The sequence below is a fragment of the Halomonas sp. KX33721 genome (assembly GCF_001596805.1).
GTDB classification, from domain to species: Bacteria; Pseudomonadota; Gammaproteobacteria; order Pseudomonadales; family Halomonadaceae; genus Vreelandella; species Vreelandella aquamarina.
The window spans coordinates 46,067-59,778 of sequence record NZ_LVIA01000027.1; the positions used below are offsets into that span (position 1 = coordinate 46,067).

A 13,712-nucleotide genomic window follows, 5' to 3' on the forward strand; every position below is an offset into this window, starting at 1 on the left:
AACCCGATAGGTGATGGATGACACATCCTGAAAAGGCGGCCTCCGGGCCGCCTTTCTTGGCTAACGGGGCAGCGCCTTCGCTGCGCCCCTACCAAACCGAGGCGGTCAAGCGGGTAGTCAGCCACTTTCGCGCCACCAGCGCCCCCCGCCGTAGTGGTGCTGCCCACCGGCAGCGGCAAGTCGCTGGTGATCGCTGAACTGGCGAGGCTAGCCCGTGGGCGGGTGCTGGTGTTGGCCCACGTGCGTGAGCTGGTGGAGCAGAACCACGCCAAGTACCAAGCCTACGGCTTGGAGGCGGATATTTTCAGCGCCGGGTTAAAGCGCAAAGAGGCTAGCCGCCAAGTGGTGTTTGGCTCGGTGCAGTCGGTGGTGCGTAACATGGAGCAATTCAACGACGCCAGCTTTACTCTGCTGGTAATCGACGAGTGCCATCGGGTATCGCTGGAGGAGGACTCCAGCTATCGGCAGGTGATCGAGCATCTACGGAGCCAGAACCCGCAGCTAAAAATCCTCGGCCTAACCGCCACGCCGTTTCGTTTGGGGCAGGGCTTTATCTACCACCGCCACCATCACGGGATGGTGCGTGGTTCAGAAGAGAGCTTTTTTGCCGACTGCGTGTTCGAGCAGCCGCTGCGTCTGATGGTCAAACAGGGCTTTTTGGCCGCGCCCAAGCGGCTGGATATGGCCATCGAGGGGTACGACTTCTCGGCGCTGGCGCCCTCGTCCAGTGGTCTGTTTCGGGAGGAGGAACTCAACCGGGTGGTGGCGGGCAACCGGGCGACACCGGGCATCATTGCCCAAGTGGTGGAGTACGCTGCCGACCGCCAGGGGGTGATGATTTTTGCCGCGACGGTGGCCCACGCCGAAGAGATCATGGGCTATCTGCCTGCCGACCAATCCGCGCTGATCACCGGTGCGACGGTCTCCGCCGAGCGCACCGCGCTGATCGATGCGTTCAAGGCGCGCAAGCTCAAGTATCTGGTCAACGTGGCGGTATTAACCACCGGGTTCGATGCCCCCCATGTGGATCTGATCGCGATTCTGCGGCCCACCGAGTCGGTCAGCCTGTATCAGCAGATCGTTGGTCGCGGGCTGCGCCTCTCGCCGGGTAAAGAGGAGTGCTTGATTCTCGACTATGCGGGCAACCCGTGGGATCTCTACGCCCCGGAAGTAGGCGAACCCAAGCCGGATAGCGATAGCGAACCGGTGCAGGTGCCCTGCCCGGACTGCGGTCACGCGAACCTGTTCTGGGGCAAGCGCGACGGTGAGCTGGTGATCGAGCATTTTGGCCGCCGCTGCCAGGGGCTGGTGGAGGACGACACCGGACGCCGTAGCCAGTGCACCTTTCGCTTTCGCTTCAAGGTCTGCGATGCGTGCGGGGCAGAGAACGATATCGCTGCCCGGCGCTGCCATGGCTGCGAGAAGCTGCTGGTGGATGCCGATGACAAGCTCAAGGAGGCGCTGCGGCTCAAGGACGCCAAAGTACTGCGGGTGAGCGGCATGCAGCTGGAGGCGACCACCAACGGGCGCGGCCTGCCGCGTCTCAAAGTGACCTATCATGACGAAGACGGTGCCAGCCTGAGCGAATGGTTTGCCCTGGAGACCGCCGCCCAGAGCCGCGCCTTTTATGCGGTCTTCTTGCGCGCCCACCTGCGCGCGCCGGGCGTGCCGTGGCAGCCAGCAACGCCAGACGACGTGGTGGCTGCCCAGTCTCGCCTGCGCCATCCCGACTTTGTGGTGGGTAGAAAGGTAGGCCGCCACTTTCAAATCCGCGACAAGCTGTTCGACTATCAGGGCCGCTATCGTAAAGCCGCCGAGGCGGCCGAGATGCCGCATTGATGGAGCGCTGTTACACTGCCGTTTTCAACTGACAAGGACTCGACCCGCGTGAGCGAGACGCCCAGCGCCGTGCCGGATCAAGACGCGATGCCCTCTGCGGTGGAGCCCACCGTGGAGGCCCTTGGGCGCCTGTTCGATGAGCCCATTACGCAGCTGCCGGAAGATCTCTATATTCCCCCCGAGGCGCTCCGGGTCTTCCTGGAAGCGTTCGAGGGGCCGCTGGATCTGCTGCTGTATTTAATTCGGCGGCAGAACCTGGATATTCTGACCATCAACGTGGCCACCATCACCCACCAGTACATTGAATACGTGGAGCTGATGAAAGCCATGGAGATTGAGCTGGCGGGTGAGTACCTGCTAATGGCTGCCATGCTGGCGGAGATTAAATCCCGGACGCTGCTGCCACGCCCTCCCAAAGCGGAAGGCGAGGAGGAAGAGGATCCCCGCGCCGAGCTGATTCGCCGCCTGCAGGAGTATGAGCGCCTAAAAGAGGCCGCTGAGGCGCTGGATACGCTGCCCCGCGTCGGCCGGGACTGGTTCAGCGTGCAGGCGGGCTTACCGCCGCTGGAAACGCGGGTGATCCATCCCGATGTAGAGCTTGATGAGCTGCTGGGAGCACTGTCCGATATTCTCAAGCGCGCCGAGCTGGCCCAGGCCCACCAGATCAGCCGTGAAGTGCTCTCCACCCGCGAGCGCATGCTGAAAATCATGGAGCAGCTCAGTCAGGATGGCGAGAGCGGCCGTTATACGCCGTTTGAAGCGCTGTTTACCCTGGAAGAGGGACGTGCCGGTGTAGTCGTGACCTTTATGGCCATTCTAGAGCTTGCCAAAGAAGCCATGATTGAGATTGTTCAAAATGCACCGCTGTCGCCCATTCATGTGCGTGCCCGCCAAGCGGCGCTGGTCGATGGGGAAGAGGACGCATTCGAGCGTTTGGAAGAGGAGCAGGGCGATGCCGCCTCAGCATTCGAAGAGTCTGTGTTTGAACCTGACGAGGAGTCGCGGTGAGAGACACCACGTTAGATGACATTATTGAAGCGGCGCTGCTAGCAGCGGGTGAACCACTGCCGGTTGAGCGCCTGGAAACGCTATTTTTGGCCGATGAGTGCCCTTCCCGCAAAGCGTTGAGGGAGGCGCTTTCACGGCTAGCGCTGCGCCACGATAACGGCGCGCTCGAACTGGTCGAGACCGCCTCTGGCTTTCAGCTACGCATTCGCCCACGCTTGGCCCACTGGGTCTCGCGGCTGTGGGACGAGCGCCCCCAGCGCTACTCTCGAGCACTCTTGGAAACGCTGGCGCTAATTGCCTACCGCCAACCGGTGACTCGGGGTGATATCGAAGATGTGCGCGGTGTGAGCGTCAGCAGTTCGATTATTCGCACGCTGATGGAGCGCGGCTGGATACGCGTGGTGGGCCACCGGGACGTGCCGGGCCGTCCGGCGGTCTATGCCACCACGCGCAGCTTTTTGGATGACTTCGGGCTGAAAACCCTGGATGCGCTGCCGCCCATGCATACCCTGGTCAACGGTGACGATCGCGAAGCGCTTTCTCTGGAGGAGGCATCATCCGAACAAAACCCGCCGCTAGCACTGGACGAAACGGTGCAAAGCGTGCAGGATGCGCCACCCCAGCAAGATGAGAATACGTTGGCAGAGAGTGCCGACCACCACGCCGAGACGGCGTTAACCCAGCCGCTCAGCTTTGCCGATTTAGAGGCGCGGCTAGCGGCACGTGCGCAGCGTCAACATGAGGACGCTGACACGCAGACCAACGATGTGAGGTCAGACGACCATGAGTGAAAGTAACAACACCACGCCGCCTACCAGCGAAAAACTGCAGAAAGTGCTGGCCCGCGCGGGCCTTGGCTCCCGCCGTGAAATGGAAACTGCCATTGCCGATGGTCGGGTGAAGGTGAATAGCCAAGTGGCCAAACTGGGCGACCGAGTGGAAGCGCGGGATAAGGTCAGCTTTGATGACCGCCCGGTGACGCTGCGTCCGGAAGAGGAAGTGCCGCGCCGGGTCATTATGTACAACAAGCCGGAAGGCGAGCTGTGCACCCGTAAAGACCCGGAAGGCCGTCGCACGGTCTTTGAGCGCCTACCGCGCCTGAAAGGCGAGCGCTGGATTGCCATTGGCCGCTTGGACATCAATACCAGCGGCTTGCTGCTGTTCACCACCGACGGTGAACTTGCCAACCGCTTGATGCACCCCTCTACCCAGGTAGAGCGTGAGTACGCGGTGCGGGTCATGGGCGACGTCAAGCGCGAGCATATCGTCGCGATGGTCGACGGTGTGATGCTGGAAGATGGCCCGGCGCGCTTTACCGACGTACAGGAGTTTGGTGGAGAAGGCATCAATACCTGGTTCCACGTGGTGATTCTGGAGGGCCGCAACCGTGAAGTGCGCCGCCTGTGGGAATCCCAGGGGCTTACCGTTAGCCGCCTGAAGCGTGTGCGCTACGGCAATATCTTCCTCGACAAGCGGGCGAAAGCCGGTGAGTGGGTCGAACTCTCTCAGGATGAGGTGGATGACTTAGCGACGCTGGCCAACCTGGAAACCCGCAAAGTGCCTGAGCTGACGCCAGACGAGAAGAACCGCTGGAGCCGCGACAAGCATAAGCGTCGTCCGGTGCAGGCGATGCGCAAGCCGAAACCCAAGCGCGGTTAGGCTAGGCGCGGTTCAAGCAGTGCGCTCTGCACGGGGTAAGGCTTTTTGGCACCGTGCAGAGCAGTAGATATAGACGAAAGATAAAAAAGGGCTTGCTATTCACAAGCCGTATCCGTACTATATGCATCCGTTCGGACGGGTCGTTAGCTCAGTTGGTAGAGCAGTTGACTTTTAATCAATTGGTCGTAGGTTCGAATCCTACACGACCCACCATCCGAAATAAGCAAACGCATCAGGTAATAGTTTCACCAATGCTTTGTTTTCAATATGTGTTTCGATGTGAGTTAGTGTAGTATTTGCTAGTCGTTTTTGATTAGCGCAGCAAAATTTGGGTCGTTAGCTCAGTTGGTAGAGCAGTTGACTTTTAATCAATTGGTCGTAGGTTCGAATCCTACACGACCCACCAAATTCCGACGCCCTTGGTAGCTTGCTGCCAGGGGCGTTTTGCTATGCACGTTTTGCCGCGCTGCAACGTGACTTTCTGCTTGCAGCGGGCAACGATTGTCCACCACAATATGATGACAATAACGTGATTGCCACGGTGGTCCAGTGGTGAGACGCGTGGTGAGAAGCATAGTTAGAAGAATAGTGAAAAACGTATTGGTTAACGCATAATCGATAGATCGTTTGGCTGCCGAAGATGTCACGGCAGCCCTGGCTCTAAGCAAGCCAGGCTGGTGACGTGCCACCGCGAGAGACGCAGCGGCCGTTGCCCCCGAGTGCGGCGCATGCGGAGCGCATACGCCGTGACTGGTGTTTAACAGGGGGATTCCCTGTTCGTCACAGTGGTAGACACAATGACTATGATGACCTCTCAAGCTGAGCTAGACGCTCCGCTACCAAGCCCGTACTGTCCTACCCGTATCCCTGCGGAAGACGAAGCGCGAGTGGCTGAAATCAAGCAGTTGCTCAAGGCGAATAACGCCGTTTTGGTAGCGCATTACTATACCGACGATGCCATTCAGCAGCTTGCTGAAGAGACTGGCGGCTGTGTGGCGGACTCCCTGGAAATGGCCCGCTTCGGTGCCCGTCACGATGCCACCACACTCGTGGTGGCAGGCGTACGCTTTATGGGCGAGACGGCCAAGATCCTTTCCCCAGAAAAGCGTGTGTTGATGCCTACGCTCGAAGCGACCTGCTCGCTCGATATTGGCTGCCCGATTGACGAGTTCAGCGCGTTCTGCGATGCCCATCCGGACCGTACGGTGGTGGTGTACGCCAATACCTCGGCGGCGGTAAAAGCGCGTGCCGATTGGGTCGTGACCTCTTCGATTGCCGTGGAGGTCATTGAGCACCTGCAGGAGAAGGGTGAAAAGATTTTGTGGGCACCGGATAAGCATCTGGGTGGCTATATTCAGAAAAAAACCGGTGCCGACATGCTGATGTGGGACGGTGCCTGCATCGTGCACGAGGAGTTCAAGGCGAAAGGCATTCAAGACTTGAAGCGTCTGTATCCGGATGCCGCCGTGCTTGTCCACCCGGAGTCGCCGGAGGCTGTTGTGCAGCTGGCCGATGTGGCTGGCTCTACCTCCCAGCTCATCAAAGCAGCGCAAACGCTGCCCAATGAACAGCTGATTGTGGCCACTGACCGGGGCATTTTCTTCAAGATGCAGCAGGCCGTGCCTGAGAAAACGCTCTTTGAAGCGCCCACCGCCGGAAACGGTGCGACGTGCCGCAGCTGTGCCCATTGCCCCTGGATGGCGATGAACGCGCTGGATAATTTGGCAGGCGCGCTGCGTGAAGGCAGCGGCGAGATCTTTGTTGATGATGCCTTGCGTCAGCAGGCGTTAAAGCCCCTTGAGCGTATGTTGAACTTTAACGCTTAAACATTAGCGCTTAAGTATCAGCGCTTTAATATCAGTACAACGTTTCTGCTGTAAGCCAAAAGCCCGAACGCGATGCGTCGGGCTTTTTTGTATGTGTTGCATGTGCTTTATGGCGCTAAAACTTCTCTAGCGCCTCTCGGTACTCAAGAAACGCTTCTCTGCGCTGTTCAATGCGCGCTAGCGCCTGAGTGTCGTTTTCTTGCTGGGCGGCGTCTTTGGCAATACTTAACTGTCGAATGCCGCGGTCCACTCGGCCGGTGAGCTGCAGGTGCTCGGCACGGGCCAGGTGACCCCAGCCGTTAAACCCGCTGCGCCCGGCGGCCTCTGCCAGCAGGTTGAAGCCCTGGGGGCTTTCCGGGTGCTGCGTGGTGATATCTCGAAGCAGTTCGTAAGCCGCTTCTGGATCGCGCTGTAGCTGCGCCTCCGCTAGGGTCAACTGAGCAGGCAGATAGTTAGGCATCAGCCGCAGCAGCCGCTGGCTGCGGGAAATGGCCTCATCGTAGCGTTGGGCTTCCAGGGCTACGTTCGCCGCGGAGGCGGGCAGCATGCCGTAATCAGGAAGCTCGTTGGCAAGCTGATCGAGGGTTTGCAGCGCGCGGTCGGTTTGACCATTGTGCGCATCAATAAGTGCGTTGATATAACGCAGCGCAGGCTCCTCGGCATCCTCCTGAGCCAGCCGCGAAGCCGCTTGCTGGGGTGAATTGCGGTAAATGCTCAGCAAAGCGCGAGCGCGCATCATGTCGTAGAGCGTATCGCTGGTGTAGCGGCTGGCCACGCTAAGCTGAGAAACCCGCGCTTGGGCGTCGCTCAGGCGGCTATCTGACACAGGGTGGGTCAATAGAAATTCAGGCGGCGTGCCGCCTTGAAGCCGCGACAGGCGCTGCATGGTATCGAACATACGCACCGTGGCCTCTGGGTCGTAGCCTGCCTCTGCCATGGCCTGTAGGCCAATACGGTCAGCCTCTTGCTCAAAACGTCTGGAGTAGGTGAGCTGGTCCTGAATAAGCGCCGCCTGAGAGCCTATGGCGGTGGCAATGCCTGCATCGCCGCCGCCGCTGGCAGCAATCAGCATACCGGCTAGCATAGCCGCCATGGCGGGCAGCTGGGTCTGTTCTGCACGGGCGCTGCCACGGGCGTAGTGGCGTTGGGAAAGGTGGCCAAGCTCGTGGGCAATCACCGATACAAAAGCGCCTTCATCTTCAGCAAAGGCAAACAGCCCTGAATTAATGCCCACCACGCCGCCGGGCACCGCAAACGCATTGAGCGAACGGTTATCCACCATCACCGTGGTGGTTTGCAGGCTGCCGAGCTGGCTGTAAGGAGCCAGGCGTGCCACCAGGCTCTCCAGGTAGTCGCTGACAATAGGATCCTGCCACTGAGGGGCCTGGGCACGAAACTGGCGCAGCCATGCGCGGCCAAGGCGAAACTCCTCATTGCTTACCGATGCCGATGCGCCCCCTAAACTGGGCAGTTGGTAGTCGTCATAGCTGTGGCTGGGCAAGCTAACGCACAAAGCGCTGAGCGAGAGCGCGAGCGTGCAGGCCCAGCGAGAGTAGGCGGGTCTAAAATGCAGCATGACATCCCCATTCGTTCGAATAATAGGCACGGCTAACAACGGTGTGACATTGATTCAGGCAGGGAAGTGCCGTTAAATCAATATCGCAGTGGGCATCGCAAAAAAACAGTTTATGCAACAATGCGATGGTTATGTAGCCATTGAACGATTTAGCATCATGGAAGCTGCCTTTGGGGGAGAGTATGTCTGAGCAAACAGCGTCAGGGTTAGCCGAAGGGCTTAAGCCCGATCAAGTGTTGGACGCCACCGGATTGCACTGCCCGCTACCGCTGCTAAAGGCGAAGCAGGCACTGGCAGGCCTTGCGCCAGGCCAACTGCTGGAAGTAAGTGCGACCGATGCGGGCTCGTGGCGGGATATGGCGGCATTTACTGAGCTAAGCGACCATGTGATGGAAGCGCGGGTGCAGCGCGGCGACGTGTATGTATTTTGGATTCGTAAAGCAGGGAACACCCACTCATGACCATGCGCAGTATTCTGAAAAGTTGGGTAGAGCGCTACTTTTCAGACGAAGAGGCGTTAATTCTTCTGGTGGTGCTGGTGGCAGGGTTTGCCGCCATTATTTGGTTTGGCCGCATGTTGGCACCGTTCTTTACCGCGTTGGTGCTGGCGTTTTTACTGCAAGGCGTGGTTAGCGCGCTCACGCGACGTCGAGTGCCGCATTTGCTGGCTGTCATTATGGTGTTTTTGGCATTTGTCAGCGTGCTGCTCACGCTAGCGTTTATCTTGATGCCGCTGATCTGGAATCAGCTGGTCGGGCTCGTTCAAGAGACGCCGCGCATGTTTGCCAGCGGCCAGGGCTGGCTAGATCAGTTGCAGGAGCGCTTCCCTAATATCGTGACGCCTGATCAGATGCAGAGCTGGATTGGCGTCGCCGGGCGGGAAATTAGCCAGCTAGGTCAGCGCGCCTTGACGCTCTCGTTGACCTCGCTTGGCAATGTCATGTCGTTGATCATCTATTTGGTGTTAGTGCCGATTTTGGTCTTTTTTATGCTGAAAGATCGTGAGGCGCTGGTGGGCTTTACGCTCTCGCTGCTGCCGCAGAAGCGTACGCTGCTGACGCGCATCTGGCATGAAATGGATCGCCAAATCGCCAACTATATCCGCGGTAAGTCCATTGAGATCGTCATCGTCGGCACGGTGGCGTATATCACCTTTGCCTTTTTTGGCTTGCCCTATACGGCGCTACTGGCCGTGCTGGTCGGTTTTTCCGTATTGGTGCCCTACATTGGCGCGGCGGTGGCAACCATCCCCGTGGCGGCGGTAGCGGGCTTCCATTTCGGTATTAGCGAGCAGTTTGTCTACGTTTTAGTGGCCTACGGCGTGCTGCAGGCACTGGATGGCAACGTACTGGCCCCCGTGCTGTTCTCAGAAACCAATAACATCCACCCAGTCTCGATTATCGTTGCGGTGCTGTTCTTTGGCGGTATTTGGGGATTCTGGGGGGTGTTTTTTGCCATCCCGCTTGCCACGCTGCTGAAAGCGCTGGTGTATGCATGGCCAAGAGGGCTTGAAGGCCGACAAACATCGCAGGTGCCACCGCTGAAGCAGGATTAGCCGTGAGCATGGCTGTGCCCCGATATGGGCACAGCCAGCGGTGCATTATTACTGGCTATTCAGTGCCTGCGCCGCGCTTAGTACCTCATCTACGTGGCCAGGAACTTTAACGCCGCGCCACTCTTGGGCAAGCTTGCCATCCTGGTCGATCAAGAAGGTGCTACGCTCGATGCCCAGGTGCTCTTTGCCGTACATTTTCTTGAGTTTGATCACATCAAACAGCTGACAAACGGTTTCGTCTTTGTCGGAAATCAGTTCAAAATTGAAATCCTGCTTGGCTTTGAAGTTTTCCTGGGCGCGCAGACCGTCCCGGGAGACACCGATGACCACGGTGTTGGCGGCATCGAAGGCAGTTTTGCGATCACGGAAGTCGCCGCCCTCGGTGGTGCAGCCTGGCGTGCTGGCTTTCGGATAGAAGTAGATGACTACCTGCTTGCCACGCAGTTCCGACAGCGTGATGGTGTCGCCGCCGGTGGCTGGGGCGGAAAAATCAGGGACGGGCTGGCCGAGTTCAATCGCCATAAAGGCTCCTTATGGGGGTGACTTTCATAGAAAATTACACGCAAGCGCTGCGCTGCTGTCAAAGCGTTAAGTAAACTCGCAGCGCTTTACGCTGTACAGGCTCGAATCGCCTGAGTACCATTTGCTGTTTGTGGGCAGGGGTGATCGCGCTCCTTCAAAGTATCAACGCCGCGTCTTAACTCAATGTACGTCATTGCACCCTACGTGGCAGCTTGATTTCAACTTTTTGCAGGTGAGGAAAATACGGATGATCACAGGCAGCATTGTCGCCCTGGCGACGCCGATGAAAGTCAATGGCGACATCGACTGGGAGGCGCTTCGTCGTCTGGTGAACTTCCACCTCGATAATGGCACTGATGCCATCGTCGCTGCGGGCACCACGGGTGAACCCACGACCATGTCCTTTGCTGAGCACTTTGATGTGATCCGCAGCGTGGTTGAAGAAGTCAATGGTCGCATTCCTGTCATTGCCGGTACCGGGGCGAACGCTACCTCGGAAGCCGTTGAGCTGGCGCGCTACGCCAGTGAAGTGGGCGCGGACTACTGCCTATCCGTCTGCCCCTACTACAATAAGCCTACCCAGGAAGGCCTGTACCAGCACTTTAAAGCGGTCGCTGAAGGTAGCAAACTTCCGGTCATTATGTACAACGTTCCTGGCCGCACTTGCTCCGATCTCTACAACGAGACAGTGGTGCGCTTAGCGGAAGTGAACAACATTATCGGCCTAAAAGATGCCACCGGGAACCTTGAGCGCGCTGAGGATCTAATCTCACGCCTGAAAGGCAGCGATTTCATGCTCTACTCGGGTGATGACGCAACGGCCTGCGATTTCATGCTAATGGGTGGGCATGGTGATATCTCCGTGACCGCGAACGTTGCCCCCAAAGCCATGCATGACCTGTGCGCGGCTGCTGTGGCTGGCGATGCCGACAAGGCTCACCAAATTAATACGCGCTTGATGCCGCTGCACACTAACCTAGGCATTGAATCTAATCCCATTCCCGTAAAGTGGGCGCTGCACCGCATGGGTTACATGGAAGCAGGTATTCGTCTGCCGCTGACGTGGCTGTCGGAGAAGTACCACGGCACGGTAAGCGAAGCACTGCAGCTGGCGGGCGTCGTAGAGGAGTAACCCGGCGCTCGAAACCCTTTTGCTACCCGGTGATGGCATGGCCTTCCGGGTAACTGACCTGTTGACTGTTAAGGTGGCTTGATGAGCTCTGTGCTTGAACAACGTGCGCTTAAATGGATACCGCTGGCACTCGCAGCTGCTGTCACACTGGCAGGTTGCGCGCGCGATGGTTATTACCACGACCGCAACTTGGACTACACCGAAGCGGCTCCTGCGCCGCCCCTCGTGCTGCCTGAAACCCGTAATACGCAGCGTTACCAAGATGCCATGCCCGTTACCCAGATAGCGTTGCAGGGCTCACAGCTTGACGAACCGGCAGAGATTGAACCGCCGCAGCCGTTGGCCATTGGTGGTGGATTAGAGCCTGAGTACGTTGAGCGCCGTCAGGTGGGCGATCAAAGTTGGTTAGTAGTGGCCGCCGACCCTGGTACCGTTTGGCCACAACTGGAAGCGTTTGTACGCAGCCGCCAGCTTCCTGTTCAAGAGAGCAGCGCCACCCAAGGCGTGATCGTGACCCCGCAAGCCACACTAAGCCTGCAGAGTGCCCTGCGCGCTGGTAGCAGCGAAGTGCGCTGTGACCAGAGTGGGCAAAGTGCTGAGAGCTGCTTAACGGCACTAGAGCAGTACCTGGGCGCGCGTAGCGCAACGGCTAGCTCCTCTTCCTGGACCGCTCAGCGCTTGGCTAGCGAGCAAACGCTGCAACTGCGTCAACAGGGCGATGAGTGGGAAGTGCTGATTCCGCAACCCATCGACCGCGTTTGGGCGGAGCTGAACCACTACCTCTCTCTTGATTTCACCCAAGAGGGGCAGCGTAATCTGCTCGCGACCTCCGCCGATGACTATGAGTTCTTGGTGGAGTACATGACGGAAACTGAGCGTGGGCGCAACCCGCTGCAGATCGTCTTTGGCCCTGATGTTAAGCAGATTCGACTAGCGCTTGAGCCCAACGGTGACCAGACCGTGCTGCGGGCTATCAACGCCAGCGAGCGTAGTTTTAGCGCTGATGATCAGCGCGAGTTGCTTGAGCGCGTCTCCGGCTACTTACGTTAACCCTTTGACTCTCACTTTCTCACGGAGCCTCCATGGAAAAGCGCCAAGAACTCTATGCCGGCAAGGCAAAATCTGTCTACACCACTGACGATCCTGACCTGCTGGTACTGCAATTTCGTGATGACACCAGCGCTTTCGATGGTAAAAAGAAAGAGGCGCTGGCCCGTAAGGGGATGGTGAACAACATTTTTAACGCTTTCATCATGGAGCGTTTAGAAGAGGGCGGTATCCCGACGCATTTTGAGAAGCAGCTTTCCGACAACGAAAGTCTGGTCAAAAAAATGCAGATGATTCCGGTCGAGTGCGTGGTGCGCAACATTGCCGCAGGTGGTTTGGTGAAGCGACTGGGCGTGGAAGAGGGGATTGCCCTTAACCCGCCGACCTTTGAGCTGTTCTTAAAGAACGACGAGAAGGGCGACCCGATGATCAATGAGTCGCTGGCGGAAACCTTTGGCTGGGCAACCCCCGAGCAGCTCGCCAAAATGAAGACGTTGACGTTTAAGGTGAATCATATCCTCAAGCAGCTGTTTGCCGAAGGCGATATGCTGTTAGTGGATTACAAACTGGAGTTCGGCGTGTTCAAAGGCGAGGTGGTACTGGGTGATGAGTTCTCCCCGGATGGCTGCCGTTTATGGGATGCCAACACCCGCGAGAAGCTGGATAAGGACCGCTTCCGTCAGGGGTTGGGTGGCGTCATTGAAGCCTACGAAGAAGTCGGCCGTCGTCTAGGGATTACCTTTCCCGCCTAACGTGTTTCGTTAGTCAGCGTATCGATCGCCACCACCTTCAGGGTGGTGGCGTCGTTTTCAAGGGGTGTTTCTTTTACCGCTTGGAATTTCACATCTATATCCCGCAGTCGTACCCCATAAATGCGCCCACTCTGCTCCTCACGCTGGTAAGCCGGGCGTGGGTCTTGGCCTAACACCTGCTCAATTAGCGCGTAGAGCGACGCTCCGTCGGCGCGGGCGGCAAGGCTGGCCTGGGCGGCCTGGCTAAAGCTCACGGGCAGCAGTGACGGGGCGCTGGGGGCAAATCCCGCCCGCGCCTCGGGCTTCGCTTCGGCCCAGGGCAGGTAGGGTTTAATATCGACCACTGGCGTGCCGCTGACCAAGTCACAGCCTGCCAAGTGCAAACTCACCCCTTGCTGAGTATCAATGTGCGATAGCTCAATCAGCGAAAGCCCCAACCGGTTAGGGCGATGGGTGCTGCGGCTGGCAAAGACGCCGACTTTACGGTTGCCACCCAGGCGCGGCGGGCGCACTAAGGGCGTCCACCGGGTTGGGCTTTGATGAAAGATGAATGATATCCATAGGTGGCTAAAGTCTTCCAAGCCCCGTACGGTGAGAGGATCATCAAACGGCGCTGTGAGTACTAGACGTGCATTGGCCGCTGGCGCTAACCCAGGCTGGCGGGGGACGCCGAATTTATCCGGATAGTCGCTGATAATATGACCAATGGGCGTCAGCGCAAATGACGCGCTATCTGAACGATCGTGCATAGCACTGCCTTTTGAAGGTTGGTCGGTGCCAACGTGGTCAACGAAGT

At 58.2% G+C, this 13,712-nt stretch carries 12 protein-coding genes, 2 tRNA genes and 1 pseudogene; 12 read left to right on the plus strand and 3 right to left on the minus strand.

Annotation, left to right across the window (positions count from 1 at the left end):
- Positions 1-17: 17 nt before the first annotated feature.
- From A3220_RS10905 to nadA, 7 genes and pseudogenes are all read left to right on the plus strand, one after another.
- Positions 18-1,839 (plus strand): annotated as a pseudogene (locus A3220_RS10905) (DEAD/DEAH box helicase).
- A 48-nt stretch (positions 1,840-1,887) separates the two neighbouring features.
- Positions 1,888-2,847, plus strand: a complete 960-nt coding sequence (locus A3220_RS10910; protein WP_062374830.1) for a ScpA family protein — start codon at positions 1,888-1,890, stop codon at positions 2,845-2,847.
- Entirely contained in the window at positions 2,844-3,638 is a 795-nt protein-coding gene (scpB, locus tag A3220_RS10915; RefSeq protein WP_062374833.1) for an SMC-Scp complex subunit ScpB, read from the plus strand. Before A3220_RS10910 ends, scpB begins: the two co-directional genes overlap by 4 nt.
- Positions 3,631-4,506, plus strand: coding sequence for a 23S rRNA pseudouridine(2605) synthase RluB (gene rluB, locus A3220_RS10920; RefSeq protein ID WP_062374835.1), 876 nt, complete (start codon positions 3,631-3,633; stop codon positions 4,504-4,506). The genes scpB and rluB overlap by 8 nt, the downstream gene beginning before the upstream one ends.
- Positions 4,507-4,643: 137 nt before the next feature.
- A tRNA-Lys gene (locus A3220_RS10925) sits at positions 4,644-4,719 on the plus strand.
- A gap of 117 nt (positions 4,720-4,836) precedes the next feature.
- A tRNA-Lys gene (locus tag A3220_RS10930) sits at positions 4,837-4,912 on the plus strand.
- A gap of 391 nt (positions 4,913-5,303) precedes the next feature.
- Positions 5,304-6,332 carry a quinolinate synthase NadA gene (gene nadA / locus A3220_RS10935; RefSeq protein WP_062374837.1) on the plus strand — a complete coding sequence of 343 codons (1,029 nt, stop codon included), beginning with the start codon at positions 5,304-5,306 and terminating at the stop codon, positions 6,330-6,332.
- A 115-nt stretch (positions 6,333-6,447) separates the two neighbouring features.
- Here the strand turns inward: nadA and A3220_RS10940 are convergent, their stop codons facing one another.
- On the minus strand, positions 6,448-7,908 hold the full coding sequence (locus A3220_RS10940; protein ID WP_062374839.1) for a M48 family metalloprotease: 1,461 nt from the start codon (positions 7,906-7,908) through the stop codon (positions 6,448-6,450).
- A 182-nt stretch (positions 7,909-8,090) separates the two neighbouring features.
- Between A3220_RS10940 and A3220_RS10945 the strand changes: the two genes are divergently transcribed.
- Together A3220_RS10945 and A3220_RS10950 are read left to right on the plus strand one after the other, a co-directional pair.
- Positions 8,091-8,369 carry a sulfurtransferase TusA family protein gene (locus A3220_RS10945; protein ID WP_044628739.1) on the plus strand — a complete coding sequence of 93 codons (279 nt, stop codon included), beginning with the start codon at positions 8,091-8,093 and terminating at the stop codon, positions 8,367-8,369.
- Positions 8,366-9,463 (plus strand): AI-2E family transporter, encoded by a 1,098-nt coding sequence (locus A3220_RS10950; RefSeq protein ID WP_044628738.1) that lies wholly within the window; start codon positions 8,366-8,368, stop codon positions 9,461-9,463. Before A3220_RS10945 ends, A3220_RS10950 begins: the two co-directional genes overlap by 4 nt.
- A gap of 48 nt (positions 9,464-9,511) precedes the next feature.
- Here the strand turns inward: A3220_RS10950 and A3220_RS10955 are convergent, their stop codons facing one another.
- The gene (locus tag A3220_RS10955) at positions 9,512-9,985 is read right to left on the minus strand and encodes a peroxiredoxin (RefSeq protein ID WP_062374841.1); all 474 of its coding nucleotides are present in this window, start codon (positions 9,983-9,985) and stop codon (positions 9,512-9,514) included.
- Between the two features lie 247 nt (positions 9,986-10,232).
- Here A3220_RS10955 and dapA point away from each other — a divergent pair, with 247 nt between their 5' ends.
- The 3 genes from dapA to purC all read left to right on the plus strand — a co-directional run bounded on the left by dapA (position 10,233) and on the right by purC (position 12,916).
- Positions 10,233-11,117 (plus strand): 4-hydroxy-tetrahydrodipicolinate synthase, encoded by an 885-nt coding sequence (gene dapA / locus A3220_RS10960; RefSeq protein WP_044628736.1) that lies wholly within the window; start codon positions 10,233-10,235, stop codon positions 11,115-11,117.
- An 81-nt stretch (positions 11,118-11,198) separates the two neighbouring features.
- Positions 11,199-12,167: an outer membrane protein assembly factor BamC gene (locus A3220_RS10965; RefSeq protein WP_062374843.1), complete on the plus strand. Its 969-nt coding sequence runs from the start codon at positions 11,199-11,201 to the stop codon at positions 12,165-12,167.
- Between the two features lie 32 nt (positions 12,168-12,199).
- Complete coding sequence (gene purC / locus A3220_RS10970; RefSeq protein ID WP_044628734.1) at positions 12,200-12,916, plus strand: phosphoribosylaminoimidazolesuccinocarboxamide synthase; 717 nt, start codon at positions 12,200-12,202, stop codon at positions 12,914-12,916.
- On the opposite strand, the gene tsaA is transcribed toward purC, so the two are convergent.
- On the minus strand, positions 12,913-13,665 hold the full coding sequence (gene tsaA / locus A3220_RS10975) for a tRNA (N6-threonylcarbamoyladenosine(37)-N6)-methyltransferase TrmO (RefSeq protein ID WP_062374845.1): 753 nt from the start codon (positions 13,663-13,665) through the stop codon (positions 12,913-12,915). The two genes, purC and tsaA, sit on opposite strands and share 4 nt — an antisense overlap.
- Between the last annotated feature and the right edge of the window lie 47 nt (positions 13,666-13,712).

Bases quoted from the DNA above. Each gene is read 5' to 3' on its own strand.
- rluB (WP_062374835.1), top strand. From the start codon at position 3,631: ATGAGTGAAAGTAACAACACCACGCCGCCTACCAGCGAAAAACTGCAG.
- nadA (WP_062374837.1), top strand. From the start codon at position 5,304: ATGACTATGATGACCTCTCAAGCTGAGCTAGACGCTCCGCTACCAAGC.
- A3220_RS10940 (WP_062374839.1), bottom strand. From the start codon at position 7,908: ATGCTGCATTTTAGACCCGCCTACTCTCGCTGGGCCTGCACGCTCGCG.
- A3220_RS10945 (WP_044628739.1), top strand. From the start codon at position 8,091: ATGTCTGAGCAAACAGCGTCAGGGTTAGCCGAAGGGCTTAAGCCCGAT.
- A3220_RS10950 (WP_044628738.1), top strand. From the start codon at position 8,366: ATGACCATGCGCAGTATTCTGAAAAGTTGGGTAGAGCGCTACTTTTCA.
- A3220_RS10955 (WP_062374841.1), bottom strand. From the start codon at position 9,985: ATGGCGATTGAACTCGGCCAGCCCGTCCCTGATTTTTCCGCCCCAGCC.
- dapA (WP_044628736.1), top strand. From the start codon at position 10,233: ATGATCACAGGCAGCATTGTCGCCCTGGCGACGCCGATGAAAGTCAAT.
- A3220_RS10965 (WP_062374843.1), top strand. From the start codon at position 11,199: ATGAGCTCTGTGCTTGAACAACGTGCGCTTAAATGGATACCGCTGGCA.
- purC (WP_044628734.1), top strand. From the start codon at position 12,200: ATGGAAAAGCGCCAAGAACTCTATGCCGGCAAGGCAAAATCTGTCTAC.
- tsaA (WP_062374845.1), bottom strand. From the start codon at position 13,665: ATGCACGATCGTTCAGATAGCGCGTCATTTGCGCTGACGCCCATTGGT.